Genomic DNA, 23,706 nt, shown 5'->3' with positions numbered 1-23,706 from the left:
AGACAGCATGAAAAAATCACTTATTGCAGTACCAATTGGAGATCCGGCAGGAGTAGGGCCGGAAATTGTAGCAAAATCTGTTGCATCAAAAGAAGTCTTTGATGTGGCCAACTGCGTAATTGTGGGAGACAGACAGATTATGGAGAATGCGATTCAGATTGTGGGTGCAGACCTGACAGTGAATCTGATTGCAGAACCAGAGGAGGGAGATTTCCGGGAAGGAATCCTGAATCTAATTGATCTTGGCAATGTTGACATGGCCAAATTTGAATTTGGCAAGGTCGATGGAATGTGCGGAAAAGCCGCATATGAATATATTGCAAAGTGTATTGAGCTGGCCAATAACGGCAAGGTTGATGCTGTGGCAACGACACCGATCAACAAAGAATCTCTCCGTGCAGGCGGGATCAATTACATCGGACATACGGAAATATTCGGAGCCCTTACAGGCACCGAGGATCCGTTGACCATGTTTGAGACCAACGGGATGAGAGTATTCTTCCTTACCAGACACGTATCACTTCGAGAGATGCTTGATATGATTACGAAAGACAGAATCAAAGATTATGTGAAACGTTGTCTGGAAGCGCTTAAAAAGCTGGGTGTGACAGATGGAACAATGGCAATTGCCGGATTGAATCCACATAGTGGAGAGCATGGACTTTTTGGATGGGAAGAAGTCAATGAGATTATTCCGGCAGTGGAGGAACTGAAAGCGGAAGGATATGATGTAGCAGGACCGATCGGGGCGGATTCTGTATTTCATCAGGCAGCACAGGGCAGATATACCAGTGTATTATCCTTGTACCATGATCAGGGACACATTGCGACAAAGACGCTCGACTTTGAAAAGACGATTGCGATTACCAATGGAATGCCGATCTTACGGACATCCGTAGATCACGGAACGGCATTTGATATCGCAGGAAAAGGAATCGTAAGTGCCGTCAGCATGATCGAAGCTATTTTACTGGCAGCAAAATACGCACCAAACTTTACAAAATAATAAGGCAAAAGGAAACGAGGAGGTCTAACATGGTAAATGGACTTAGTGGGGAAAGAATGCTAATCGGTTTGGCAATAGGTATTGCAGTTCTGATTTTCCTGGTATTGAAAACAAAAGTACAGGCATTCCTGGCATTGATTATCTGTACGATTATCGTTGGTGTAGTTGGCGGTATGCCGCTTGCTAACATTACAATTGAAGTAGATGGAGTAGAAAAGACATTTGGTATTCTTAACTCGATTACATCTGGATTCGGAGGAACACTTGGAAGTATTGGTATTATCATCGGCTTTGGTGTTATGATGGGGCAGATTTTTGAAGTAACGGGTGCTGCGAAGAGAATGGCATATACATTCTTGCGCCTGTTCGGTAAGAAGAGAGAAGAGGAAGCACTTGCCTTGACAGGATTCCTAGTATCTATTCCAATTTTCTGTGATTCTGGATTTGTGGTTTTGGCGCCAATTGCAAAAGCGATTTCAAAGGCTACCAAGAAGTCCTTCATTGGTCTTGGAGTAGCTCTGGCAGCAGGACTTGTTATTACGCACTCTTTGGTACCGCCGACACCGGGACCGTTAGGAGTATGTGGTATCTTTGGTATTGACGTAGGAAGTTTTATTCTTCTTACGATTGTGCTTGCACTGCCAATGACGATTGCATGTATTGCATATGCAAGATTATTCTTATCTAAAAAATATTACCGTATTCCAAATGACGAAGGTGAAATTGTAGAAGTACCTTATCAGGAGCCGGATTACGAAGGCGCATTTGCAATGGATATGCACGGAGTGCCAGGAGCATTGGAATCCTTTATGCCACTTTTGGTTCCGATTATTTTGATTCTGATCAATACAATCGCGTCTGCACTTGGTAAAACGTCAGGTGCTATGGAGATTTTGGTCTTCCTTGGACAGCCAATTGTAGCGGTAGGTCTTGGATTATTGGTTGCAATCTTTACACTGGGAAGAAAGCTGGATAGACATACTTGTCTTTCTGAGATGGAAAAAGGAATGATGTCTGCAGGTATTATTATGCTGGTTACCGGTGGAGGCGGAGCTTTAGGACAGATTATTAAAGACTCCGGACTTGGAAACTTTATGGCAGAAGGACTTGCACAGACTGCAATCCCGATCATTATTCTTCCGCTGTTAATTTCTACAGCAATGCGCTTTATTCAGGGATCAGGTACTGTTGCAATGACAACGGCAGCAAGTATTTCTGCACCGATTATTCTTGCATCCGGAGCAAGTCCGCTTCTTGGAGCGATTGCATGTTGTGTAGGTTCCCTGTTCTTTGGATATTTCAATGACAGTTATTTCTGGGTAGTAAACAGAACACTTGGTGTCAGCGAAGCGAAAGACCAGCTGACGGTATGGTCAGTAACATCTACAATCGCATGGGCAATTGGTGTTGTGGAAGTTTTGATCTTAAACATCTTCATGTAAAAATACAATGATTACATACGAGAAACACAGCAGGAGTTGCTTCCTGCTGTGTTTCTTATTATAATAAGAATAGATGACAAAGGAGGGGTGTATATGCTGGCGGCAGAACGACAGGCGAAGATTACAGAGATGATTAAAAGCAGGGGGAGTGTGCAGGTGGAAGATCTGGCACAGGAACTGAAAGTCAGCGCTATGACAATTCGAAGAGATCTGGTGAAGCTGCAGGAAGAAGGGACGGTGGAGCGCTGTCATGGTGGGGCAGTGGCAAAAAAGGAAGTTAATTATGCTAAGAAGCAGACCAGTCATAGAAATATGAAAGAGCAGCTTGCCAGTAAATGTGCATCTTTTGTGTCAGAGGGAGATACCATCTTTTTGGATGCGGGAACAACGACCTATGAGATTGCGAAACGGATTAAGGAGATTCCTGGCATTTTGATTGTGACCAATGATTTGGAGATCGCGAGACTATTTATGGACAGTGAAGTGGAAGTATTCGTCTGCGGCGGAAGAGTGCAGAAGGAGACTGGAAGCATGTTTGATAGGTATGCATCAGGACTTCTTGCAGATTTCAAATTTGACATTGGATTTTTTGGTGCGGCATCCATCAACGAAGCTTATGAGGTGACGACACCTACGGTTGAAAAAATGTGGATTAAGAGGGAGACCCCGAAGCAGTGCGAAAAGGCCTATCTGGTTGTAGATCATTCCAAGTTTGACCGTCAGGCGATGGTCCGTGTGAACCATCTGAAAGATTACACGGCAGTCGTGACAGACTATAAGTTTTGTAAAGAAGAACTGGAAGAGTTGAGGCAGATGGGAACCGTGATCATCCGGGGACAAAATTGATCATTAGCAAAAGAGACTTGCCGATTTTGGCAAGTCTCTTTTTAAGGTATTAAAAAGGTGTTTGGTGTCTTGAATTATGTTAGTAAGTAATATCCTGAAGATACAGACCTTTGGGATCGCAGGCGGTGCTTGGAAGTGCCTTCCCTGCGAAGATCTCTTCAATGTCCTCTTTGGGACGAATTCCGAATCCGATGTCCAAAAGGGTGCCAATAATGTATCTTGCCATATTATGAAGAAAATCGTCTGCATGGATTAGAATCTGCATTTCTTCGGTATCTCCATAGACTTCAATTTCATAAATTTCTCGTTCTGTTACCTTGGTTTTCTTAGCGGAAGAGAAACAACGGAAATCATGCTTTCCAATCAGAAGCATGGCGGCCTGCTGCATCAGATGTTTATCTGGAATTCGGTAACAGTGATAGGTATATTTACGGTCGAAGACGCTTGGGACATCATCGATCGTCATTCGGTAGACATAGGTTTTGGAAGTGGCGTTCAATTGTGCGTGAAAGCGTTCCGGCACTTCTTCTACGCTGGTAATGGCGATGTCCATTGGCAGATAACGGTTTAGATAGTGCTTGATGTCCAAAACGTCCATGGTTGACTGTGTTTTGAAGTTGGCAACCTGAGCATAGGCATGCACACCGACTTCGGTGCGTGATCCACAGTTTAATTCTATGGAGTATTCTCCGGTCATCTTTTTTAAGACTTCCATAATCTTACCGGAAATGGTATTGCTTCCGGTCTCTTCTTTTCCGAGACGGATCCAGCCCTGGTAACGGCTTCCGTCGTATTCTATAGTTAATCGAATATTTCTCATTCAAATCGCTCCCTTGTGTCATAAATCAGTTTCAGTATAACAAATCCTGTGGTATAATAAAAGGGCTTGATCAGAAAAGAATAGCAGAATTGAAGAAATTATAGAAAAACACTAGAATGGAGAGTTATCAATGAGTATACAAAGCAGAAAAGTATCAGAATCTATGGTGCAAACAGTTCATATGGTACGTCCAAATCATCTCAATGGTGCGGGACGTTTGTTTGGCGGAATTCTGGTACAGTGGATTGATGAGATCGCAGGTCTTGTGGCAAAGCGTCATGCCAGAATGAATGTTACGACGGCATCAATTGATAATCTTTCATTTTTGAGAGGAGCTTATCAGAATGATGTCATTGTGATTGTCGGGAAAGTCACCTATGTAGGCAGAACCTCTATGGAAGTAAAGGTAGATACCTATATCGAGACGATTGACGGTGAGATGACACCGATTAACCATGCCTATTTTACGATGGTTGGTTTAGGACCAGATGATAAACCAGTTCCGGTTCCGCGGTTGGAATTAGAGACGGATGAAGATCGGGAAGAGTGGGAGAAAGCCAAGATGCGTAAAGATCTTAAGATGCGCAGAAAAGAAGAAGGAATATAGAAAGAATTATAATTCTGATGCGAATAGAGAAAGAGTCGGCTGACGCCGGCTCTTTTCCTATTTTTGTTTTTTCATATAAGTAGTAACCATTTTTATCATATTTTCAATTTGTTTTTGTTCTTCTTCTGTTTTGCCTTCTTTTAAGATTTCCAGAATTAAGGAAACTTCATCGGAGGTGAATCGGATTCCCTTCTTGTTGGCATTGGTGATGAGAGTCATCATAACGGGAGCAAGAGAGCGTCCGGTCTTTCCGGCAGTCTGGGAAGCGGCAGAGCGGATCAGCTCCAGCTTAATCGGATCCAGATTTTTCATGGCGGGGTGATTCATCCATTCATTCATAATCAGATACTCCTTTTTAAGAATCGGGGGGCAGCATGGATTTTAGCATTTCCATGGGATCAAACCCTGGAGAGGCCGTATTATCAGAATCGGAATCCGGCATAGAAGATGCCATTTCCTGCATTCCCTGTACCATTTCCATCATATTCATCATGCTTTCCATTTGTTCCATCATTTCCTGTTCACCGGGGTCCATGTAGGGCTTTAGGTCGTTTAGAATATGGGAAGTCTCATCGGAAGAAGAGGAGAATCCCTGGAAGTGTTCCAATGTATATTGAAATTCCATGAATTTAATATAGCAGGCAAGCATACGTTGGAAAGCTGGGGGAACATAAGGGAGCAAAAGCTTCATAAGATAGAGATGGTGAGGCGTGACAAGGCTGTCAAATGGCGTCATGGGTTTGGGAAATTTCTGATTCATAAAAGCCCCCTGAAGATAACGTTGTAAATATATATGATACGGGAATGAATTTTATGAAATGGGGCAATACTCTTTTTGAAAAATAAAAGAAAGTAAAAAATGGGAATAGAAAGGAGAAGCTATGGGGCGTACATTGATTATCGAAGGAAATGCAGTCTATGAGATTGATGAAGAGTGCCGGCTTAAGAAAAGACTGACACAGGAGGAAGTAGAAAAAGGAATGAATGAAGCGCAGAATCGAAACAGAGAAGAGGGTGCGAAGTGATATACTCCGCACCCTCTTCTCTATTTTGACTAAGAATTGTTCTGCTGAAATGGTATGACGTTTATATTAGCATCCGCATCCACAGCCATCATCATAGCCGCCGCATCCGCCATTTCCACCGAAACCGCCGCAGCAGCAAAGCAGAAGGATGATCCACAGACAGCTGTCGTTTCCACGTCCGCCGCATCCGCCATTTCCACCGAAACCGCCGCAGCAGCAGAGAAGAAGGATAATCCAGATACAACTGTTGTTCATCATACCGCATCCATTATGCCGTCCACATCTGTCAGCCTCGCATCCACATCCACATCCGCAGTTAGCCGCACTTAAATCACTCATGTTAAAATCCTCCGTTAATCTTATTTACAGTAATATCATATGTGGAAGATTTCAAAGTGTGAAAAGAGGATGAGCTAATATTTCATCAATCGTTTCAGTGCATGGCAGAAACGATTGGCACGGTGCTGAAGTTTCAGGCGATCTACAGCTTTCATTTCCTGTTTTGTATATTCGTCATAGAGTGTCAGCAGATACGGAACGGTGAAGTTCCGGTTTTGATACCATTTGAACAGCAGCCAGTTCATGATATCGGGATACCAGTATTGTTCCGGGATTTGAGCTTCCTTAAGAACGAGAATATCCTTTAGTGCCTGCATGGAAAGATGCGTTAAACGGCTGGTTCGATTGTGGGAACGAAATAATTCCTCACTTTCCAGGATGAGTTCATAGAGATGCCCGGAAGCTTTCCAACAGGTGACAAAAGAAGCGTCTTCTGATGCGGTGTCTTCCTCTTTTAAGTCGAAGGTCTGCATGGAAGAGCGATGCCCCTGAAGAGACTGGTCATAATCGGCACGGGAGACCGGATCGGAAAGAATTCGGTATGCTTCCAGAATTTCCTGCATCTGTTCTGTGGTGTCGATTCCGTATTGAAGATTGGTATCTGGATGAAATTTTTTTGCGAGTCGGTTTTTGGCCGCTGCAATTTCATCGGCAGATGCCGTTTGTGTTACTTCTAATATATCATAGTAATTTTTTTCGTCATTTTGATTCGTATGCATCATTGCTGATTGCCTCCCCTGATTTACGCCTCCCCTTTGGCGCATTTCTATATTACGACAAAATACCATGGAAATCAATTTCAAAATAAAGATAAAGAAAGAACATAAGTTCGACAAGAAAAAATACTTGACACCAGAGAGGCTTTGTTGTATGATAACACAGGTGATAAATGTGAATGAAATTCTGGAACAGGCTCTGCTCTTTGACTTTTACGGCGAGCTTCTTACGGAACATCAGAAAGAAATCTATGAACAGTTTGTGTTAGAGGATCTTTCGCTGGGCGAGATCGCAAGAGAAGCGGGGATCAGCAGACAGGGAGTACACGATCTGGTGAAGCGGTGCAGTCAGACGCTCAAAGGTTATGAGGAGAAACTGCATCTGGTGGAGAAGTTTGTGGCAGTTAAGGAGAAAGTAAAGCAGATTGATCAATTACTGGAAGAATATGAAGAAGAGCAAAAAGAAGAACTGCTTGGAAGTATCCGCAGAATATCTGACGAGATTATAGAGGAGTTGTAGCATGGCATTTGACAGTTTGACAGAAAAACTTCAGAATATATTTAAAAATCTAAGAAGTAAGGGACGTCTTACCGAAGATGATGTAAAAGAAGCACTGAAAGAGATCAAACGTGCACTTTTGGCGGCGGATGTAAACTTTAAGGTGGTAAAAGATTTCATTAAGAACGTCCAGGAACGTGCAATCGGGCAGGATGTTATGAATGGTCTGAACCCAGGGCAGATGGTTGTGAAGATCGTCAATGAAGAGTTGGTAAAACTGATGGGATCCGAGACGACCGAAATTAAACTTCAGCCGGGGAGCGCTATTACAGTCATTATGATGGCGGGCCTTCAGGGAGCCGGTAAGACAACGACGACCGCGAAGCTTGCAGGTAAGTTTAAGTTGAAGGGAAAGAAACCACTTCTGGTAGCCTGTGACGTATATCGTCCGGCTGCGATTAAACAGCTGCAGATCAATGGTGAGAAGCAGGGCGTGGAAGTATTTTCCATGGGAGAGAACCATAAGCCGGCTAATATTGCAAAGGCGGCGCTTCTGCATGCTCAGAAGAATAAGAATAATATCGTAATCCTGGATACAGCGGGACGCCTTCACATTGATGAAGACATGATGGCAGAGCTTCAGGAGATCAAGGATACGGTAGACGTACATCAGACGATCCTGGTAATTGATGCTATGACGGGTCAGGATGCAGTCAATGTTGCAAAAGATTTCAACGATAAGATAGGAATAGACGGTGTGATCGTCACAAAGCTTGACGGTGATACCAGAGGCGGTGCGGCGCTGTCTGTAAAAGCGGTGACCGGTAAGCCAATCCTGTATGTAGGTATGGGAGAGAAGCTTTCAGATCTGGAACAGTTCTATCCGGAGAGAATGGCATCCCGTATTCTTGGTATGGGAGATGTGCTGACTCTGATCGAGAAGGCGGAAGCTGAGATTGATGAGGAGAAGGCAAAGAAGATGAGCCAGAAGCTCAAGAAAGCCCAGTTTGATTTTGAAGACTATTTAGACAGCATGAGTCAAATGAAGAATATGGGCGGCCTTGGCAGTGTGATGAGTATGCTGCCAGGACTTGGCGGCATGGGTAAGATGAAGGGTCTTGATGATGACCAGACAGCCCAGGCTGAGAAGAATCTGGCGAGAATGGAAGCGATGATTTATTCCATGACGCTGGAAGAAAGAAGAAACCCGGATCTGTTGAATCCATCCAGAAAGCACCGGATTGCCAAGGGCGCCGGCGTGGACATCAGCGAGGTAAACCGCATGGTAAAGCAGTTTAACGAGATGAAGAAGATGATGAAGATGATGGGAAAAGGCGGAAGAAGAGGAAAATTCAGAATGCCGTTCTAACTAAGGTATATCGCGCATAGCGCGTTATATAGATAAAACAATGAATGATAAAAAATTATGGAGGTGTAAGTAACATGGCAGTAAAAATGAGATTAAGAAGAATGGGACAGAAGAAGGCTCCTTTCTATAGAATCGTTGTTGCTGACTCTAGATCACCAAGAGATGGAAGATTCATCGCTGAGGTTGGAACTTATGATCCAAACTGTGATCCAAGTGCAATCAAGGTTGACGAGGAAGCAGCTAGAAAGTGGCTTGCAAACGGTGCACAGCCAACTGAGACAGTGAGCAAGATCTTAAAAGCAGCAGGCATTGAGAAATAAATAAGTTTGCCCTTGAGATGCTTGACTGGAGGTGCTCGAGATGAAAGAGTTAGTTGAAGTGATTACGAAAGCACTGGTGGATGATCCGGACAGCGTTGTGGTAACAGAGCGCGAGGATAAGAAGACGACGATTCTGGAAGTGCGGGTTGCGGATTCCGACATGGGAAAAGTGATCGGAAAGCAGGGACGTATTGCGAAAGCAATTCGTTCTGTTGTAAAAGCAGCTGCAGCGAAGGAAGATAAGAAAGTAGTTGTTGATATTTTAGATTCATAAGCTTGCTTTCCAGGCAGGGACAGGCCCGAGAGATCGAAGCCTGTCCCTGTTTTTGGCAGAAAGCAAAGGAGACTGACATGGAAAAATTATTACAGGTAGGAGTAATTACTTCCACCCACGGAATCCGGGGAGAAGTGAAGGTATTTCCGTCAACAGATGATCCGAAAAGATTCAAAAAGTTGAAGCAGGTGATCCTGGATACCGGAAAAGAGAAGCGGGATCTGGAAGTGGAGAGCGTGAAGTTTTTCAAACAGTTTGTGATACTGAAGTTCAAAGGGATTGATAATATAAATGAAGTGGAGCGTTATAAGAGATGCCCGCTTTTAGTAACCAGAGATCATGCAGTACCACTTCAGGAAGATGAATATTTTATTGCAGATATGATTGGAATGCAGGTTGTGACAGAGGACGGCGCCGTATTCGGGACTCTGAAAGACGTGATTGAGACGGGCGCAAATGATGTGTATATCATTGAAAGCAGTGAACATGGAGAAGTGCTGGTTCCGGCAATCAAAGAATGTATTCTGGACATTAACATAGAGGAACAGAAGATGCAGATCCATCTGATGGACGGATTGATTTAGCAAAGCGGTAAGGAGTGGCGATGCAGTTTTATATTATGACTTTATTTCCGGATATGGTGATGGAAGGCTTAAATACGAGTATTATCGGAAGGGCTGTCAATAACGGCCTTCTTGGCATTGAAGCCTGGAACATCCGGGATTTTGCGTTTAATAAGCATAACAGTGTAGATGACTACCCTTATGGAGGGGGAGCCGGGATGCTGATGCAGGCGGAGCCGGTTTACCAGTGTTATCGTGCGTTGGAAGAACAGATTATACAGAAAAAGAAAAAGAGCGGTGGAGCGGTGAAAAAGCCGAGAGTGATCTATTTGTCGCCGCAGGGAAGAACATTTAATCAGGAAATGGCAGAAGAATTCGCGAAAGAGGATGATTTAGTTTTCCTTTGTGGACATTATGAAGGAATTGATGAGCGGGTGCTGGAAGAAATTGTGACGGACTATGTATCTATTGGGGATTATGTGCTGACGGGAGGAGAACTTCCGGCGATGATTATGGTAGACTGTATCTCCAGACTGGTACCGGGAGTGCTCCACAATGATGTGTCTGCGGAATTTGAAAGCTTTCAAGATCATTTGCTGGAGTATCCGCAGTATTCAAGACCTGAGATCTGGCATGAGAAGCAGGTGCCTTCTGTGCTGTTGTCGGGGCACCATGCCAATATTGAAAAATGGAGACGGGAACAGTCCATTATCAGAACAGCAAAGAATCGTCCGGATTTGTTGGAAAAGGCAGAATTAAGCGAAAAAGAACAGGAATTGGCAAGAAAATCCTTGCAAACAGAAGGTATCTATGATAAAATGTAGCGTGTTGTGAAGAAAAGAGATGGTCCTCTAGTACGAAAGGTATTAAGAACATCCGAGAAAATAAGGAGGCACACATTATGAACGATATTATTAGAAACATTGAAGCAGAGCAGTTAAAAGAGAATGCACCAGAGTTCCACGTTGGTGATACTGTAAAAGTTTACGGTAAGATCAAAGAGGGTAATCGCGAAAGAATCCAGGTATTTGAAGGAACTGTACTGAAGAGACAGGGAGGCGGATCCAGAGAGACTTTCACAGTTAGAAAGACTTCTAATGGAATCGGTGTTGAGAAGACATGGCCGCTGCACTCTCCAAACATTGAACGTGTAGAAGTAGTAAGAAGAGGTAAAGTAAGAAGAGCAAAACTGAACTACTTAAGAGAGCGCGTAGGTAAGAAAGCTAAAGTAAAAGAATTAGTAAAATAATAGCTGAAACAAAAAAGGACAAGTACATAATGTATATTGTCCTTTTTCTGTATATGCACATATGAGGTGTTTCATGAGGCACAAAAGAAAAAAACAGCCGGTATATAGTGTGAAAAAGAGTTCCCGCAAGGTAAAAAAAGTCAAACGGGAAAGAACATTTCATTTCAGTCTTTCCAGGTGGAAATCAGTGGGAAAGTGGATATTTAAAATTGGCGTTGTCTGTCTATTTGCATATGTGACAGTATGGTATTTTGGTCAGCGGGTCAGCGTAATTGGAGATTCCATGAACCCGGTGCTGCATAATAAGGATGTGACACTGGTGAATCGGATTATTTATAATGCAACGACACCGAAACGGGGAGATATTATTGCATTTAAGCCGAAAGGAAATGAGAATGCACACTACTATATCAAACGGATTGTGGGACTTCCAGGTGAAAAGGTCGAAATTGTGGAAAATCGGATTTATATTGACGGAAAGAAATTAGAAGAGGACTACAAGACGACAAAGATTGATGATGTTGGAATTGTAAATGAAGAAATACAGCTTGGTACAGACGAATATTTTGTATTGGGAGACAATCGGGAAAACAGTGAGGACAGCCGGAATGCGGATGTAGGGAATGTGAAACGCAGCTATATCTATGGAAAGATCTGGCTGACACTTTCCCCAAAAGAGCACTTTGGGCTTGTATTTGATTAAAAGGAGGCAGATAGATGCATTTTCAGTGGTATCCGGGTCATATGACGAAGGCAAAGCGTATGATGCAGGAGAATATTAAGCTGATTGATCTGGTAATTGAGCTTGTGGATGCGAGAATTCCGATGAGCAGCCGAAATCCAGATATTGATGAGCTGGGAAAAAATAAAGCAAGAATGATTCTGTTGAATAAGGCAGACCTTGCAGAGGATAAATGGAATGATGCATGGGCGGAATATTTCAAAGGACAGGGATATTCTGTAGTAAAAGTGAATTCCAAAAAAGGAGGCGGACTGAAATCCATTCAGAATGTGATTCAGGAAGCCTGCAAAGAAAAGATGGAGAGAGACCGGAAAAGAGGGATTTTAAACCGTCCGGTGCGGGCAATGGTTGTGGGGATTCCGAACGTTGGAAAGTCCACATTTATTAACTCGCTGGCTGGAAAAGCTGCGGCAAAGACCGGAAATAAGCCGGGAGTTACAAAAGGAAAGCAGTGGATTCGTTTGAATAAGCAGGTAGAGCTTTTGGATACTCCGGGGATTCTGTGGCCGAAATTTGAAGATCAGGCAGTGGGACTTCGTCTTGCGCTGATTGGTTCCATTAAGGATGAGATTCTGCAGACGGAAGAGTTGGCAGCGGAAGCGATCACATTTATGAATACGTATTATTCGGGAGTGTTAGAAGAAAAGTATGCACTGGAGTCGTCGGCTGATCCATATGTGGTTTTGGAACGAATTGCACAGAGCAGACATTGTCTGTTAAAAGGAAGCGGGCTGGATACAGAGAAGGCGGCAATGCTGATGCTGGATGATTTCCGCAGTGGCAGGCTTGGAAGACTGACGCTGGAATATCCGGCAGAAGGTGAAAAGTAGAAGGAAAGAAGCTGCAGAAGTAAAGAGAAGCCGGAAAGGGGAAACAGGCAGTTATGGGAAGACTGGAAGAAAAGGAAAGAGGAATTTTTTCAACGATATTTGGATGGCTTGTTTATATTCTGATTTTGATTGGTCTTACGTATCTGATTATTACTTACGTCGGACAGAGAACCAGAGTCAGTGGGCATTCTATGGAGACAACGCTCAGTGATGGAGATAATCTGATTGTAGATAAGTTGAGTTATCGTTTTAAAGATCCGAAACGGTATGATATTGTTGTATTTCCTTATAAATATGAAGAAAATACTTATTATATTAAGCGGATTATCGGTCTGCCGGGGGAAACTGTGCAGGTGATAGATGGATATGCGTATATTGACGGACAGCAGCTGACCAGTGATATTTATGGCGCAGAGATCATGGATTCCCCTGGAATTGCTGCAGAGCCAATTACGCTGGGGGAAGACGAATATTTTGTATTGGGCGACAACCGAAATCATAGTTCTGACAGCAGGGATCCAAGTGTTGGAATTCTGCATCGGGAAGATCTGATCGGAAAAGCTTGGGTCAGAATCTACCCGTTTGATAAGATGGGAGTGATTCGGCATGAATAAGAGGGAAGAAGAGCGCAGAAGAAAGCAGCAGGAAAAGCTGGAAAAAGAGATGGAACGCATCAAAGGCATGAGTGTATACGAAACAGAACATTCAGACTGTACGTATATTTGCGGAATTGATGAAGTGGGCAGAGGCCCTCTTGCCGGTCCAGTGGTAGCAGGAGCTGTCATTCTGCCAAAAGATGAACCGATTCTCTATCTTAACGATTCTAAGAAGCTGTCGGAAAAGAAAAGAGAGCAGCTATATGATGAAATTATGGAAAAGGCGGTTGCGGTAGGAATTGGAATGGTAAGTCCGGCAAGAATTGATGAAATTAATATTTTGCAGGCGACCTATGAGGCGATGCGGGAGGCTATTTCCAAGCTTGCGGTAAAGCCAGATCTTCTGCTTAATGATGCGGTGACGATTCCGGAAGTTGAGATCCGCCAGATTCCGATTATCAAAGGTGATGCGAAAAGTGTGTCGATCGCAGCGGCAAGTATTGTGGCAAAGGTAACAAGAGACCGTTTGATGGCGGAGTATGCCGGGGTGATTCCGGGATATGATTTTGCTAAAAATAAAGGATATGGAACGAAAGCTCATATAGAAGCGCTGAAAAGTCAGGGGGCAAGTCCGATTCATAGAAGAACCTTTATCAAAAATTTTGTATCAGAAGTATGAAGAAAAGATGAAAAAGGAAAGCTATCAGAATACACGCCGGACAGGAGCCGTTTATGAGAGGAAAGCAGGCGCCTATCTGGAAAAATACGGATATAAAATTCTGGAATACAATTACAGATGCTGTCAGGGAGAAGTGGACATTGTAGCAAGAGACGGTGAGTACCTGGTGTTTTGCGAGGTGAAGTATCGCTCGGGGGCAGGAAGTGGTTATCCGGAGGAAGCGGTGGATCTTCGCAAGCAGAAGAAGATTTCAAAATGTGCGCTTTATTATCTGATGGTGCATGGTCTTGTGGATGTGCCGGTACGCTTTGATGTGGTCAGCATTGAAGGGGAGCAGTTTCGGCTGTATCAGAACGCATTTGATTATGGAGAATAAAAATGTTGGGATTAATTTATAAGGATGACCAAAACGTATTAGAAGAAAAGGTGGTAAATGGAGTTCCGCTTCTGACTTATCCGCTGTTGGAAAGAACGAATGTTGTAAAGCATGGATTTTCTACGCGGTTAGGGGGTGTCAGCACCGGAGATTGTGCGACGATGAATATCAGTACTACAAGAGGTGATGCGCCGGAAGCTGTGGAGGAGAATAAAAGGCGTCTTGCCGGTGCGCTGGGAGTGAAAGTGGAAGATTTTACTTTTACTTATCAGACGCATACGACGAATGTAGCGGTGGTTCGGGAAGAAGATCGCGGGACAAGATTTATGGAGACCGACGGAATGGTAACGAATGTACCTGGAATCTGTCTGGTGACGTTTTATGCAGACTGCGTGCCGTTATATTTTGTAGATCCGGTGAAGAAAGTGATCGGGCTTAGCCATTCCGGATGGAGGGGCACGGTTCATAAGATGGGAAAAGTGACAGTGGAGAAGATGACGGAGGTCTATGGAACGAATCCTGCCGATGTCGTGGCGGCTGTCGGACCGTCTATCTGCCAGGATTGCTACGAGGTAAGTGAAGACGTAATTGCAAAGTTCCGGGACAGTTTTGAAGAATGCCATTGGCAGCAGCTGTTTTACCAGAAAGAAGAGCAAAGAGAAGCTGGGAAATATCAGCTGAATCTTTGGAAGGCAAATGAATTAGTTCTTAAGGAAGCGGGAATTCCAAAGGATCAGATTGCAGTGACGAATCTTTGTACACACTGTAATCCGAATGTGTTGTTTTCCCATCGGGCGACCGGTGGCAAACGAGGAAATTTAAGCGCGTTTTTGGCATTAAAATAGAAAGAACGGCAAAAAAGCCGTTGCATCGAAGAAGAAGGGATACGACAGGAGGAATGATATGGCATTTGGGATTATGCTTTTGTCAGGAACAAATGAAGTAGAAGAAGTGACGCAGGAGACAGTGGAGGAAGTAGGACGGTTTGCACAGTATCTGCAGGATCATATTCCGTCGCTTATTGCATTTGGCATCAAGGTGTTGTTTGCGTTGATCTTCTTCTTTATTGGAAGATTTTTGATCAAATGGATCCGTAAAATTGTGCGGCGGTCTATGGAACACTCGAAGGCAGATAAAGGAGTCGAGCAGTTTGTAGATTCCTTTTTGAAGTTCATTCTTTACTTTCTGCTTTTGTTTAGCATCGCAGCAAAATTTGGCGTGGATACGGCGTCTGTGGCAGCGTTAATCGCATCCGGAGGTGTGGCGATTGGTCTGGCGCTGCAGGGAAGTCTGTCCAACTTTGCAGGCGGAGTGTTGATTTTGCTTTTGAAACCATTTGAAGTAGGAGACTATATCATTGAGGATACGAATAAAAATGAAGGTACGGTAAAGGAGATACAGATCTTTTACACGAAGCTTAGTACCATTGACAATAAGACGATTGTGATTCCTAATGGAATTTTAACGAATAACAGTTTGACCAATGCGACGGCAAAGGATGAGAGACGGCTGGATCTGAAGGTGTCTATATCTTATGAAGCGGATCTTAAAAAGGCAAAGACCCTGATAGAAAACCTGCTTCGTGAGGATCCCTCTACCATCAAGGAAGAAGAGATCAATGTGTTTGTTGATGATTTGGCGGACAGTGCAGTTATTATCGGTGCCCGTGCATGGGTGAAGAGTGAGGAGTATTGGGCAACCAGATGGCGGCTTTTGGAAGAAATTAAGCTGACTCTGGATGAGAATGAAATTGAAATCCCGTATCCGCAGCTGGCAGTGCATATGAAAGGGTAATTTCACGAAAAAAAGTCTTGCAAAAAACTCAGAATTGAGTATAATAATATTTGTGACTGTCAAAGGTTACAAATGCTGGAATAGCTCAGTCGGTAGAGCACTTCACTCGTAATGAAGGGGTCGTCGGTTCAAGTCCGATTTCCAGCTTGCGAAAAAAGAGAGTCTATGTAGATGTTAAGGTTTCTCCATAGGCTCTCTTTTTGTGGTGGATGATCAGAATTTCCTTATACACCATTTTTCCAGGAGGTTAATGATTGCGTATAGACCCATTGCCATGATGCAAAGAAGAACAATTGACATTAATAGCCAATCCATTTTGAAAACTTGTGAGGAATAGATAATCAGATACCCAAGCCCGCTTCTAGCTGCCAGAAACTCCCCGATGATCACGCCTACGAGACAAAGTCCGATATTCACCTTCATATTGCTGATGATAGAGGGAATGGAGCTTGGAAGCACCACTTTGGAAAGCGCCTGTAAACGCCTTCCGCCCAAGGTATAGATGAGTTTGATTTTTCCGGGATCGACGGTGGTAAAGCTGGTATAAAGATTCAGGATACTTCCAAAGATGGCAACCGACATACCGGCAACGATGACGGTTGTCTGATTTGCCCCCAGCCATACGATGAGAAGTGGGGCAAGTGCGGATTTTGGAAGGCTGTTTAATACGACTAGAAATGGGTCCAGAATCTCCGATAGCTTTTTGCTGAACCACAGGAGTACGGCCGCCAAAATGCTGAAAATTGTTACCAGCAGGAAACTTAGGATCGTTTCATAGAGTGTGACTGACAAATGTAGAAAAATGCTTTTGTCTAAAATCATTCGGAAGAAGCACTGTGCGATTGCAGAAGGGCTGCTGAAAATAAAGGAATCAATGATTCCAGCGGCAGTGGTCGCTTCCCAGAGGAGGAGAAATCCTGCGAGAATTAGAATTCGGGAAAAAGAGACGATGCGCCGGTGCTGTCTTCGCTGATGCAGATAATTTTTTTGTCCGGTAGACAGGTTATTCATGTTCATTCATCTCCTTCCAGATCAATTTGAAATAAGACTTAAATTCAGGAGTATCTCTGCGGTTCAGAGGAGTATCGTTGTCAAGGTCAAAGAAAATGGGGATTGTCTGGTGTATGGTAGCGGGACGGCGGGAGAGAATGATGACCCGGTCAGCTAAGGAGATTGCTTCGGATAGGTCATGCGTGACTAAGATGGCAGTTTTTTTCTCTTTTCTTAAAATCTGCCCAATATCATCGCCTACATTGAGCCTGGTCTGGTAATCCAGCGCAGAGAATGGTTCGTCTAGGAGAAGAAGATCTGGCTTTAGGACCAGGGTGCGGATCAGTGCAGCGCGCTGGCGCATGCCGCCGGAAAGTTCCGAAGGTCTTGCGTTTTCAAATTGTTTTAATCCGTAGGTTTCCAAAAGTTCATGGGCATGCTGGCGTGTACTGGCGTTTAACATATGCTGGATTTCCAGACCGAGCAGTACGTTTTGGTAGATGGTGCGCCATTCAAACAGCTCGTCATGCTGGAGCATATAACCGATATTTGTCGTGCTTTCGCTCAAGGGCTTTTGATAGATTCGGATCTGTCCTTTCTCGGGGGTCAGAAGTCCTGCGATCAGAGAAAGCAGTGTGGTTTTTCCACAGCCGGACGGACCGACGATAGCCAGAAATTCTCCGGCGTTCACAGAAAAGGTAAGATCTGTAAGTGCAGGGGTCTCCCCTTCCGGTGTGTGATAGGCATAGTGGACGTGTTCTAATTCTAAGATTCGTTTCATGGGAACCTCCTGGATGGACTATACTGTATTCTATGACAGGAGACGGTGGTTGGTGAAAGGATTAGGATGGCTAAGGCTTGTCAGAAGGAGTCAGAAGCAGTATAATTCAAAAGTATAACCATTATATGAGAAAGGGAGAAAGACCCGATGAACTATCAGAAAGAATTGGATAAGACTTTGGAACAGCTAGATAAGGAAGCGAAGGTTCCAACACTTCTGCTTCACAGCTGTTGTGCGCCTTGCAGTAGTTATGTATTGGAATATTTAAGCCAGTATTTTCAAATTACTGTATTCTACTATAATCCGAATATCTATCCGGAGAGTGAATATACCAAGCGGATTTTGGAGCAGCAGACGCTGATTGGCCAAATGAAGAGTAAACATCCCATTTCCTTTATGGCGGGAGCTTATGACAAAGAACGCTTCTATACGATGGCAGAGGGGATGGAGGCGTTAAAAGAAGGCGGTGCGCGCTGTATGAAATGCTATGAACTTAGGCTTCGGGAAGCAGCGGAAGTTGCAAAAAAAGGAAATTTTGATTATTTTACTACGACGCTTAGTATCAGCCCGATGAAGAACGCGGTTAAGTTAAATGAGATTGGAATGCGGTTGGCAGAAGAATATCAGGTTGCGTATCTATTGTCAGATTTTAAGAAAAAGAATGGGTATAAACGTTCCATTGAATTATCGAAGGAATACGGACTCTACCGGCAGGATTATTGTGGATGCGAATTTTCCAAACGGGAACGAGAACAGCAGAAAGCATAGAATCATGCAATGAAATGTATAAATATAAGCAAAATACTTGATTTTATGCAAAAATGTGGTACAATCGTATACATGACAAAACAGGAAGGAGCAGAAAATATGGCACAATTATGGGGCGGACGCTTTACAAAGGAGACAGATCAGCTCGTATACAACTTTAATGCATCCATCTCTTTTGATAAAAGATTTTATGCACAAGATATTACAGGAAGTATTGCGCATGTGACGATGCTGGCAAAGCAGGGAATTCTAAGCGCAGAGGAAAAAGAAACGATTATTGATGGATTAAAAGGGATTCTTGCGGATGTAGAAAGTGGTAAACTTGAGATCACAGATCAATATGAGGACATTCACAGCTTTGTGGAGGCAACTTTAATTGACCGAATCGGAGAACCGGGTAAAAAACTTCATACAGGAAGAAGCAGAAATGATCAGGTGGCTTTGGATATGAAGCTTTACACCAGAGATGAGATCGAAGTGCTGAATGGTCTGGTAAAAGAGATGTTAGAAGCGTTACTTGTGATTATGGAGGAAAATACGGATACCTATATGCCGGGATTTACCCATCTTCAGAAAGCGCAGCCAATTACCCTTGCGCATCATATGGGAGCTTATTTCGAGATGTTTAAAAGAGATCACGAAAGACTGACAGATATTCGCAAACGGATGAACACCTGTCCGCTTGGATCTGGTGCGCTGGCCGGAACGACGTATCCGTTAGATCGGAATTATACGGCAGAGCTTCTTGGATTTGACGGACCTACGATGAACAGCATGGATGGGGTGTCTGACCGGGATTATCTGTTAGAACTTTTGTCTGCACTTTCCATTATGATGATGCATTTAAGCAGGTTTTCTGAAGAAGTGATCATTTGGAATTCCAATGAATATGGTTTTGTGGAGATTGACGATGCCTACAGTACTGGAAGCAGCATTATGCCGCAGAAGAAAAATCCGGATATTGCGGAGTTGGTACGCGGCAAGACGGGACGGGTTTATGGAGCGCTTAACAGCCTTTTAGTTACTATGAAAGGAATTCCGCTTGCTTACAATAAAGATATGCAGGAAGATAAGGAATGGGCTTTTGATGCAATCGACAATGCGAAAGGATGCATTTCCCTGTTTACTGGGATGTTGAAAACCATGCAGTTTAACAAGGATCGTATGAAGGACAGTGCAAGGCATGGATTTACCAATGCGACGGATGCGGCAGATTACCTGGTGAATCATGGAGTGGCATTTCGAGATGCCCATGGAATTGTGGGACAATTGGTATTAACATGTCTGGAGAAGAAGATTGCATTAGATGAGCTTCCGCTTGCTGAATATCAGAAGATTTCTCCGGTTTTTGAAGAGGATATCTATGAAGCGATCAGTCTGGAAACCTGTGTGAATAAGCGAGTTACGACGGGGGCTCCGGGACAGACGGTGATGAAGCAGGTCATTGAAGTTTATAAGAAATATATGGAGACATACGAGACAGTATAGAGGAATTGCATAAAGAGAACCAAGAAAAGGAGAGGAAGGAACATGGAACAGAAATTAAGAGTGGGAATTTTGGGAGCAACGGGAATGGTAGGACAGCGGTTTATTGCGCTTTTAGAGAATCATCCGTGGTTTGAAGTGGTGACAGTTGCGGCAAGCCCAAGATCTGCCGGAAAGACATATGAGGAAGCTGTTGGCGGACGTTGGAAGATGACGACTCCGATGCCGGAAGCTGTAAAGAATCTGATTGTACATAATGTCAATGAAGTGGAAGCAGTAGCGGAAACGGTTGATTTTGTATTCAGTGCGGTGGACATGACAAAAGATGAAATCAAAGCGATTGAAGAGGCTTATGCAAAGACAGAGACTCCGGTAGTATCCAATAACAGCGCGCACCGCTGGACACCGGACGTACCGATGGTTGTACCGGAGATCAATGCCGATCATTTTGATGTGATTGCTGATCAGAAGAAGCGTCTGGGAACAACACGTGGATTTATTGCGGTAAAGCCAAATTGTTCTATCCAGAGTTATGCGCCATGCCTTGCAGCGTGGCAAGAGTTTGAGCCAAAGGAAGTAGTTGCAACAACCTATCAGGCAATTTCCGGTGCAGGAAAGACATTTAAGGATTGGCCGGAGATGGAAGGAAATATTATTCCGTTCATTGGCGGAGAAGAGGAGAAGAGCGAGCAGGAACCGCTTCGTGTGCTTGGAAAGGTAGAAAATGGTGAGATCGTCAAGGCAAGTCTTCCAAAGATTACCTGTCAGTGCGTGCGTGTACCGGTATTGAATGGACATACGGCAGCAGTCTTTATCAATTTCGAGAAGAAGCCTACGAAGGAACAGCTGATTGAGAAGCTGGTAAACTTCAAGGGATTCCCACAGGAGGCAGAGCTTCCAAGCGCGCCAAAGCAGTTTATCCAGTATTTGGAAGAGGATAATCGTCCGCAGGTAACAATGGATGTGGATTATGAGAATGGTATGGGTGTGTCCATTGGACGATTGAGAGAGGACTCTATGTTCGATTTCAAATTTATCGGACTTTCTCATAATACGGTTCGAGGAGCAGCAGGCGGAGCAGTGCTCTGTGCAGAGGCGCTGACTGCGAAGGGATATATTAAGGCAAAATAAGATCACGACAAAAAGGACAGAGATTTTCTGTCCTTTTTGTCGTTGAAATAATCAATTTTAACAAGAACTTAACATGCTTTCTACTTGAGACTGGGTGTTGCTTATGTTAAGATGATAAAAAATATATTTTCTATTATCTTATTTGGCATATTTGAGTGCTGAGTATCTAGAACATTCCATACAGCAGATATTATATCTTATCTGCCTCTTTCAGAAAATGCATGCTTGATATCACGTTTTATAAGTGGAAGTTTTTGACATTTTCGTCAGATATTCAGCTCGAACACCGTGAGAAGAAGGGGAGGCTATCCATGAGAAAGGAAATCTTGAATTACACACAGAACCGTGAATTATCATGGCTGGAATTTAATAAGAGGGTACTGGAAGAGGCAAGAGATATCACCGTTCCGCTGTTGGAGCGCATGAAGTTTGTTGCAATTTTTACCAGTAATCTGGATGAGTTTTTTATGATTCGTGTGGGAAGTTTATTTGATATGGTACACACGGATGAAAAGGCGGTGGACAGCCGTTCCGGAATGACGGCAGGGGAGCAGCTCGCAAAGATTTATGAGGCGGTTGCGCCGCTTTACAAAGAACGAGATAAGACTTACGCAGATATCAAGAAGCAGCTGCATCCTTATGGGGTGTGCGGGCTGGACTTTAAGGAGCTTGAGCAGACAGAAAAGAAATATGTAAAGAAGTACTTTAAGGAACAGGTCCTTCCGGTTCTGTCTCCACAGATTGTGGATGCGAATCATCCGTTTCCACATCTGATTAATAAAGAAATCTATGTGACAGCGACATTGAAATGGAAAGAGAAATCCATGCTGGGAATTGTTCCTGTGCCTCAGTATATTTCAGATGTGCTGTATCTTCCGGGGCATGATATCCGTTATATCCGCATGGAGAAGGTGATTCTGGAGTTCTTGGATCTGGTATTTGAGCAGTATACGGTTTCTGATGCTAATTATATCTGCGTAACCAGAAACGGGGACGTTTCGCCGGATGATGAAGGCCTGGAAGTTACGGATGATTTCCGCAAACTAATGCAAAAGACCATTCACAGACGTCGCAAAATGTCTGTGGTGCGTCTGGAAGTGGCAGAGAAGTTAAATGACGAAACGCAGAAATATTTCTGCGAGAAGTTCGATATTAAACCATATCAGATCTTCCGTACTAAAATGCCTATGAAGCTTTCCTACATTTTTGCGATGAGTGGAAATCTTCCGGAGCCTATGAAAAAATCATTGACTTACCCGGCATTTTCACCGCAGGAATCTGCGAGAGTGACAAGCGGCAGTATGATGAAGCAGATTCGGAAGAAGGATTTATTGTTATTCTATCCTTATGAGAGTATGAATCCATTTTTGAAGCTCATAAAAGAAGCTTCTGTGGATCCGAATGTTATGACCATTAAAATTACCATTTATCGTCTGGCAAAGAAAGCAAGACTGGTGGAATATCTTTGTGCAGCAGCGGAAAATGGCAAAGAAGTCACGGTACTTATCGAGCTTCGGGCCAGATTTGATGAACAGAATAATATTGAATGGTCGGAGAGACTAGAAGAAGCAGGCTGTCGGGTGATTTATGGATTTGAAGGATATAAGGTGCATTCTAAAATCTGTCTTATCACTTACCGGAATCGAGGAGAGATTCAATATATTACGCAGATTGGTACTGGAAATTATAATGAGAAGACAGCTGCTATGTATACGGACTTGTCATTGATGACTGCCAATCCAGAGATTGGAATGGATGCCGCAGAGTTCTTTAAAAATATGTCGATCAGTAATCTGAATGGAAGTTATCATCATCTGATTGTGGCGCCGACCAGTCTGAAACAGACGGTGCTTGCCCTGATGGATGAGGAAATTTTGAAAGGAAGCAACGGAAGAATCATTATGAAAATGAATTCCGTAACGGATACGGATTTTATCGAGAAAGTATCAGAGGCGTCTCGTGCAGGTGTGAAAATTGACTTGATTGTCCGGGGAATTTGTTGTATACTTCCGCAAGTACCGGGATATACCGACAATCTGCGGGTGATGAGCGTGGTAGGGCGCTATCTGGAGCATCCGCGAATTTTTAGTTTCGGAACTGGAGCGGAGCAGAAAATTTATATTGGCTCTGCAGATATGATGACGAGAAACACAGAGAAGCGTGTAGAAGTTGCATGTCCGGTTCGGGATAAAGAGGTTAAGGAACAGATCAATCATTATTTGAAAATTATGCTGGAAGATAATATCAAAGCCAGGGTGCTGCAAAGAGACGGAAGTTATCGAAAAAAGGAGCAGTCCGAGCCATTTATTGATTCTCAGGCAGTGTTTATGGAAGAAGCTCTGCAGGCGGCAAGAAAAGAGCCGGAGGAGAAAAAAGAAAGTTTTGCAGCACGAATCAGGAGTCTGTTTCGGAGGTAATGAGTATTGCCGCCTGGTATAAAAGACAGTAAATATAAGGAG

The 23,706-nt window shown here is 43.6% G+C and carries 30 protein-coding genes and 1 tRNA gene; 24 read left to right on the top strand and 7 right to left on the bottom strand.

Translation table 11 applies throughout. From position 1 onward, the window contains the following. The first annotated feature begins 7 nt into the window (after nucleotides 1-7). The 3 genes from pdxA to C0979_RS02695 all read left to right on the top strand — a co-directional run bounded on the left by pdxA (nucleotide 8) and on the right by C0979_RS02695 (nucleotide 3,294). Entirely contained in the window at nucleotides 8-1,006 is a 999-nt protein-coding gene (gene pdxA, locus C0979_RS02705; RefSeq protein WP_101694520.1) for a 4-hydroxythreonine-4-phosphate dehydrogenase PdxA, read from the top strand. Nucleotides 1,007-1,035: 29 nt separating this feature from the next. Further along, nucleotides 1,036-2,448, top strand: coding sequence for a GntP family permease (locus C0979_RS02700; protein ID WP_101694519.1), 1,413 nt, complete (start codon nucleotides 1,036-1,038; stop codon nucleotides 2,446-2,448). 93 nt (nucleotides 2,449-2,541) lie between these two features. Beyond that, nucleotides 2,542-3,294 (top strand): DeoR/GlpR family DNA-binding transcription regulator, encoded by a 753-nt coding sequence (locus C0979_RS02695; RefSeq protein WP_101694518.1) that lies wholly within the window; start codon nucleotides 2,542-2,544, stop codon nucleotides 3,292-3,294. Between the two features lie 79 nt (nucleotides 3,295-3,373). On the opposite strand, the gene C0979_RS02690 is transcribed toward C0979_RS02695, so the two are convergent. Then, nucleotides 3,374-4,114: a tRNA pseudouridine synthase A gene (locus C0979_RS02690; RefSeq protein WP_101694517.1), complete on the bottom strand. Its 741-nt coding sequence runs from the start codon at nucleotides 4,112-4,114 to the stop codon at nucleotides 3,374-3,376. Between the two features lie 130 nt (nucleotides 4,115-4,244). Between C0979_RS02690 and C0979_RS02685 the strand changes: the two genes are divergently transcribed. After that, complete coding sequence (locus C0979_RS02685) at nucleotides 4,245-4,721, top strand: acyl-CoA thioesterase (protein ID WP_101694516.1); 477 nt, start codon at nucleotides 4,245-4,247, stop codon at nucleotides 4,719-4,721. A gap of 57 nt (nucleotides 4,722-4,778) precedes the next feature. Here the strand turns inward: C0979_RS02685 and C0979_RS02680 are convergent, their stop codons facing one another. Together C0979_RS02680 and C0979_RS02675 are read right to left on the bottom strand one after the other, a co-directional pair. Further along, nucleotides 4,779-5,060: a hypothetical protein gene (locus C0979_RS02680; RefSeq protein ID WP_101694515.1), complete on the bottom strand. Its 282-nt coding sequence runs from the start codon at nucleotides 5,058-5,060 to the stop codon at nucleotides 4,779-4,781. A 16-nt stretch (nucleotides 5,061-5,076) separates the two neighbouring features. After that, nucleotides 5,077-5,481: a hypothetical protein gene (locus C0979_RS02675; RefSeq protein ID WP_101694514.1), complete on the bottom strand. Its 405-nt coding sequence runs from the start codon at nucleotides 5,479-5,481 to the stop codon at nucleotides 5,077-5,079. Nucleotides 5,482-5,602: 121 nt separating this feature from the next. On the opposite strand from C0979_RS02675, the gene C0979_RS11945 reads away from it, so the two are divergent. Then, a complete protein-coding gene (locus C0979_RS11945) occupies nucleotides 5,603-5,746 on the top strand; it encodes a hypothetical protein (protein ID WP_173814175.1) in 144 nt (47 codons plus the stop codon). A gap of 66 nt (nucleotides 5,747-5,812) precedes the next feature. On the opposite strand, the gene C0979_RS02670 is transcribed toward C0979_RS11945, so the two are convergent. Beyond that, nucleotides 5,813-6,085 (bottom strand): chorion class high-cysteine HCB protein 13, encoded by a 273-nt coding sequence (locus tag C0979_RS02670; RefSeq protein ID WP_101694513.1) that lies wholly within the window; start codon nucleotides 6,083-6,085, stop codon nucleotides 5,813-5,815. 74 nt (nucleotides 6,086-6,159) lie between these two features. Beyond that, nucleotides 6,160-6,807 (bottom strand): J domain-containing protein, encoded by a 648-nt coding sequence (locus C0979_RS02665; protein ID WP_242962630.1) that lies wholly within the window; start codon nucleotides 6,805-6,807, stop codon nucleotides 6,160-6,162. 148 nt (nucleotides 6,808-6,955) lie between these two features. Between C0979_RS02665 and ylxM the strand changes: the two genes are divergently transcribed. The 15 genes from ylxM (at nucleotide 6,956) to C0979_RS02590 (ending at nucleotide 16,239) form a co-directional block, all read left to right on the top strand. Further along, entirely contained in the window at nucleotides 6,956-7,321 is a 366-nt protein-coding gene (gene ylxM, locus C0979_RS02660; RefSeq protein WP_101694512.1) for a YlxM family DNA-binding protein, read from the top strand. A gap of 1 nt (nucleotide 7,322) precedes the next feature. Beyond that, nucleotides 7,323-8,669, top strand: a complete 1,347-nt coding sequence (gene ffh, locus C0979_RS02655; protein ID WP_101694511.1) for a signal recognition particle protein — start codon at nucleotides 7,323-7,325, stop codon at nucleotides 8,667-8,669. A 74-nt stretch (nucleotides 8,670-8,743) separates the two neighbouring features. Continuing rightward, nucleotides 8,744-8,989, top strand: coding sequence for a 30S ribosomal protein S16 (gene rpsP, locus C0979_RS02650; RefSeq protein WP_101694510.1), 246 nt, complete (start codon nucleotides 8,744-8,746; stop codon nucleotides 8,987-8,989). A 40-nt stretch (nucleotides 8,990-9,029) separates the two neighbouring features. Then, nucleotides 9,030-9,263 carry a KH domain-containing protein gene (locus C0979_RS02645; RefSeq protein ID WP_101694509.1) on the top strand — a complete coding sequence of 78 codons (234 nt, stop codon included), beginning with the start codon at nucleotides 9,030-9,032 and terminating at the stop codon, nucleotides 9,261-9,263. Between the two features lie 77 nt (nucleotides 9,264-9,340). After that, nucleotides 9,341-9,847: a ribosome maturation factor RimM gene (gene rimM / locus C0979_RS02640; RefSeq protein WP_101694508.1), complete on the top strand. Its 507-nt coding sequence runs from the start codon at nucleotides 9,341-9,343 to the stop codon at nucleotides 9,845-9,847. A 20-nt stretch (nucleotides 9,848-9,867) separates the two neighbouring features. Further along, nucleotides 9,868-10,650, top strand: a complete 783-nt coding sequence (gene trmD, locus C0979_RS02635; protein WP_101694507.1) for a tRNA (guanosine(37)-N1)-methyltransferase TrmD — start codon at nucleotides 9,868-9,870, stop codon at nucleotides 10,648-10,650. A gap of 77 nt (nucleotides 10,651-10,727) precedes the next feature. Beyond that, the gene (gene rplS / locus C0979_RS02630; protein WP_101694506.1) at nucleotides 10,728-11,075 is read left to right on the top strand and encodes a 50S ribosomal protein L19; all 348 of its coding nucleotides are present in this window, start codon (nucleotides 10,728-10,730) and stop codon (nucleotides 11,073-11,075) included. Between the two features lie 73 nt (nucleotides 11,076-11,148). Continuing rightward, nucleotides 11,149-11,778 (top strand): signal peptidase I, encoded by a 630-nt coding sequence (lepB, locus tag C0979_RS02625; protein WP_101694505.1) that lies wholly within the window; start codon nucleotides 11,149-11,151, stop codon nucleotides 11,776-11,778. 14 nt (nucleotides 11,779-11,792) lie between these two features. Continuing rightward, the gene (gene ylqF / locus C0979_RS02620; protein WP_101694504.1) at nucleotides 11,793-12,647 is read left to right on the top strand and encodes a ribosome biogenesis GTPase YlqF; all 855 of its coding nucleotides are present in this window, start codon (nucleotides 11,793-11,795) and stop codon (nucleotides 12,645-12,647) included. 53 nt (nucleotides 12,648-12,700) lie between these two features. Continuing rightward, complete coding sequence (lepB, locus tag C0979_RS02615; RefSeq protein WP_101694503.1) at nucleotides 12,701-13,261, top strand: signal peptidase I; 561 nt, start codon at nucleotides 12,701-12,703, stop codon at nucleotides 13,259-13,261. Then, the gene (locus tag C0979_RS02610) at nucleotides 13,254-13,922 is read left to right on the top strand and encodes a ribonuclease HII (protein ID WP_101694502.1); all 669 of its coding nucleotides are present in this window, start codon (nucleotides 13,254-13,256) and stop codon (nucleotides 13,920-13,922) included. The genes lepB (C0979_RS02615) and C0979_RS02610 overlap by 8 nt, the downstream gene beginning before the upstream one ends. Nucleotides 13,923-13,929: 7 nt before the next feature. Further along, the gene (locus tag C0979_RS02605; protein ID WP_101694772.1) at nucleotides 13,930-14,298 is read left to right on the top strand and encodes a YraN family protein; all 369 of its coding nucleotides are present in this window, start codon (nucleotides 13,930-13,932) and stop codon (nucleotides 14,296-14,298) included. 2 nt (nucleotides 14,299-14,300) lie between these two features. Continuing rightward, nucleotides 14,301-15,143: a peptidoglycan editing factor PgeF gene (gene pgeF / locus C0979_RS02600; RefSeq protein ID WP_101694501.1), complete on the top strand. Its 843-nt coding sequence runs from the start codon at nucleotides 14,301-14,303 to the stop codon at nucleotides 15,141-15,143. A 73-nt stretch (nucleotides 15,144-15,216) separates the two neighbouring features. Continuing rightward, on the top strand, nucleotides 15,217-16,092 hold the full coding sequence (locus C0979_RS02595; RefSeq protein WP_101694771.1) for a mechanosensitive ion channel family protein: 876 nt from the start codon (nucleotides 15,217-15,219) through the stop codon (nucleotides 16,090-16,092). A gap of 74 nt (nucleotides 16,093-16,166) precedes the next feature. Next, nucleotides 16,167-16,239, top strand: a tRNA-Thr gene (locus tag C0979_RS02590). Nucleotides 16,240-16,305: 66 nt separating this feature from the next. Here C0979_RS02590 and C0979_RS02585 read toward each other — a convergent pair. Both C0979_RS02585 and C0979_RS02580 read right to left on the bottom strand, forming a co-directional pair. Beyond that, a complete protein-coding gene (locus C0979_RS02585) occupies nucleotides 16,306-17,103 on the bottom strand; it encodes an ABC transporter permease (RefSeq protein ID WP_101694500.1) in 798 nt (265 codons plus the stop codon). Then, nucleotides 17,096-17,863, bottom strand: coding sequence for an ABC transporter ATP-binding protein (locus C0979_RS02580; RefSeq protein WP_101694499.1), 768 nt, complete (start codon nucleotides 17,861-17,863; stop codon nucleotides 17,096-17,098). The genes C0979_RS02585 and C0979_RS02580 overlap by 8 nt, the downstream gene beginning before the upstream one ends. A 147-nt stretch (nucleotides 17,864-18,010) precedes the next feature. Here C0979_RS02580 and C0979_RS02575 point away from each other — a divergent pair, with 147 nt between their 5' ends. The 4 genes from C0979_RS02575 to ppk1 all read left to right on the top strand — a co-directional run bounded on the left by C0979_RS02575 (nucleotide 18,011) and on the right by ppk1 (nucleotide 23,664). Beyond that, nucleotides 18,011-18,631 (top strand): epoxyqueuosine reductase QueH, encoded by a 621-nt coding sequence (locus tag C0979_RS02575; protein ID WP_101694498.1) that lies wholly within the window; start codon nucleotides 18,011-18,013, stop codon nucleotides 18,629-18,631. A 99-nt stretch (nucleotides 18,632-18,730) separates the two neighbouring features. Further along, nucleotides 18,731-20,119: an argininosuccinate lyase gene (gene argH / locus C0979_RS02570; protein ID WP_101694770.1), complete on the top strand. Its 1,389-nt coding sequence runs from the start codon at nucleotides 18,731-18,733 to the stop codon at nucleotides 20,117-20,119. 42 nt (nucleotides 20,120-20,161) lie between these two features. Beyond that, entirely contained in the window at nucleotides 20,162-21,247 is a 1,086-nt protein-coding gene (asd, locus tag C0979_RS02565) for an aspartate-semialdehyde dehydrogenase (RefSeq protein WP_101694497.1), read from the top strand. A gap of 311 nt (nucleotides 21,248-21,558) precedes the next feature. After that, on the top strand, nucleotides 21,559-23,664 hold the full coding sequence (gene ppk1 / locus C0979_RS02560) for a polyphosphate kinase 1 (protein ID WP_101694496.1): 2,106 nt from the start codon (nucleotides 21,559-21,561) through the stop codon (nucleotides 23,662-23,664). The last annotated feature ends 42 nt before the right edge of the window (nucleotides 23,665-23,706 follow it).

The organism is Dorea phocaeensis, from assembly GCF_900240315.1.
In the GTDB taxonomy this organism is placed as follows: domain Bacteria; phylum Bacillota; class Clostridia; order Lachnospirales; family Lachnospiraceae; genus Dorea_B; species Dorea_B phocaeensis.
The sequence above is the reverse complement of the archived record's forward strand: the minus strand, read 5'-3'. Positions and strand labels throughout refer to the sequence as shown.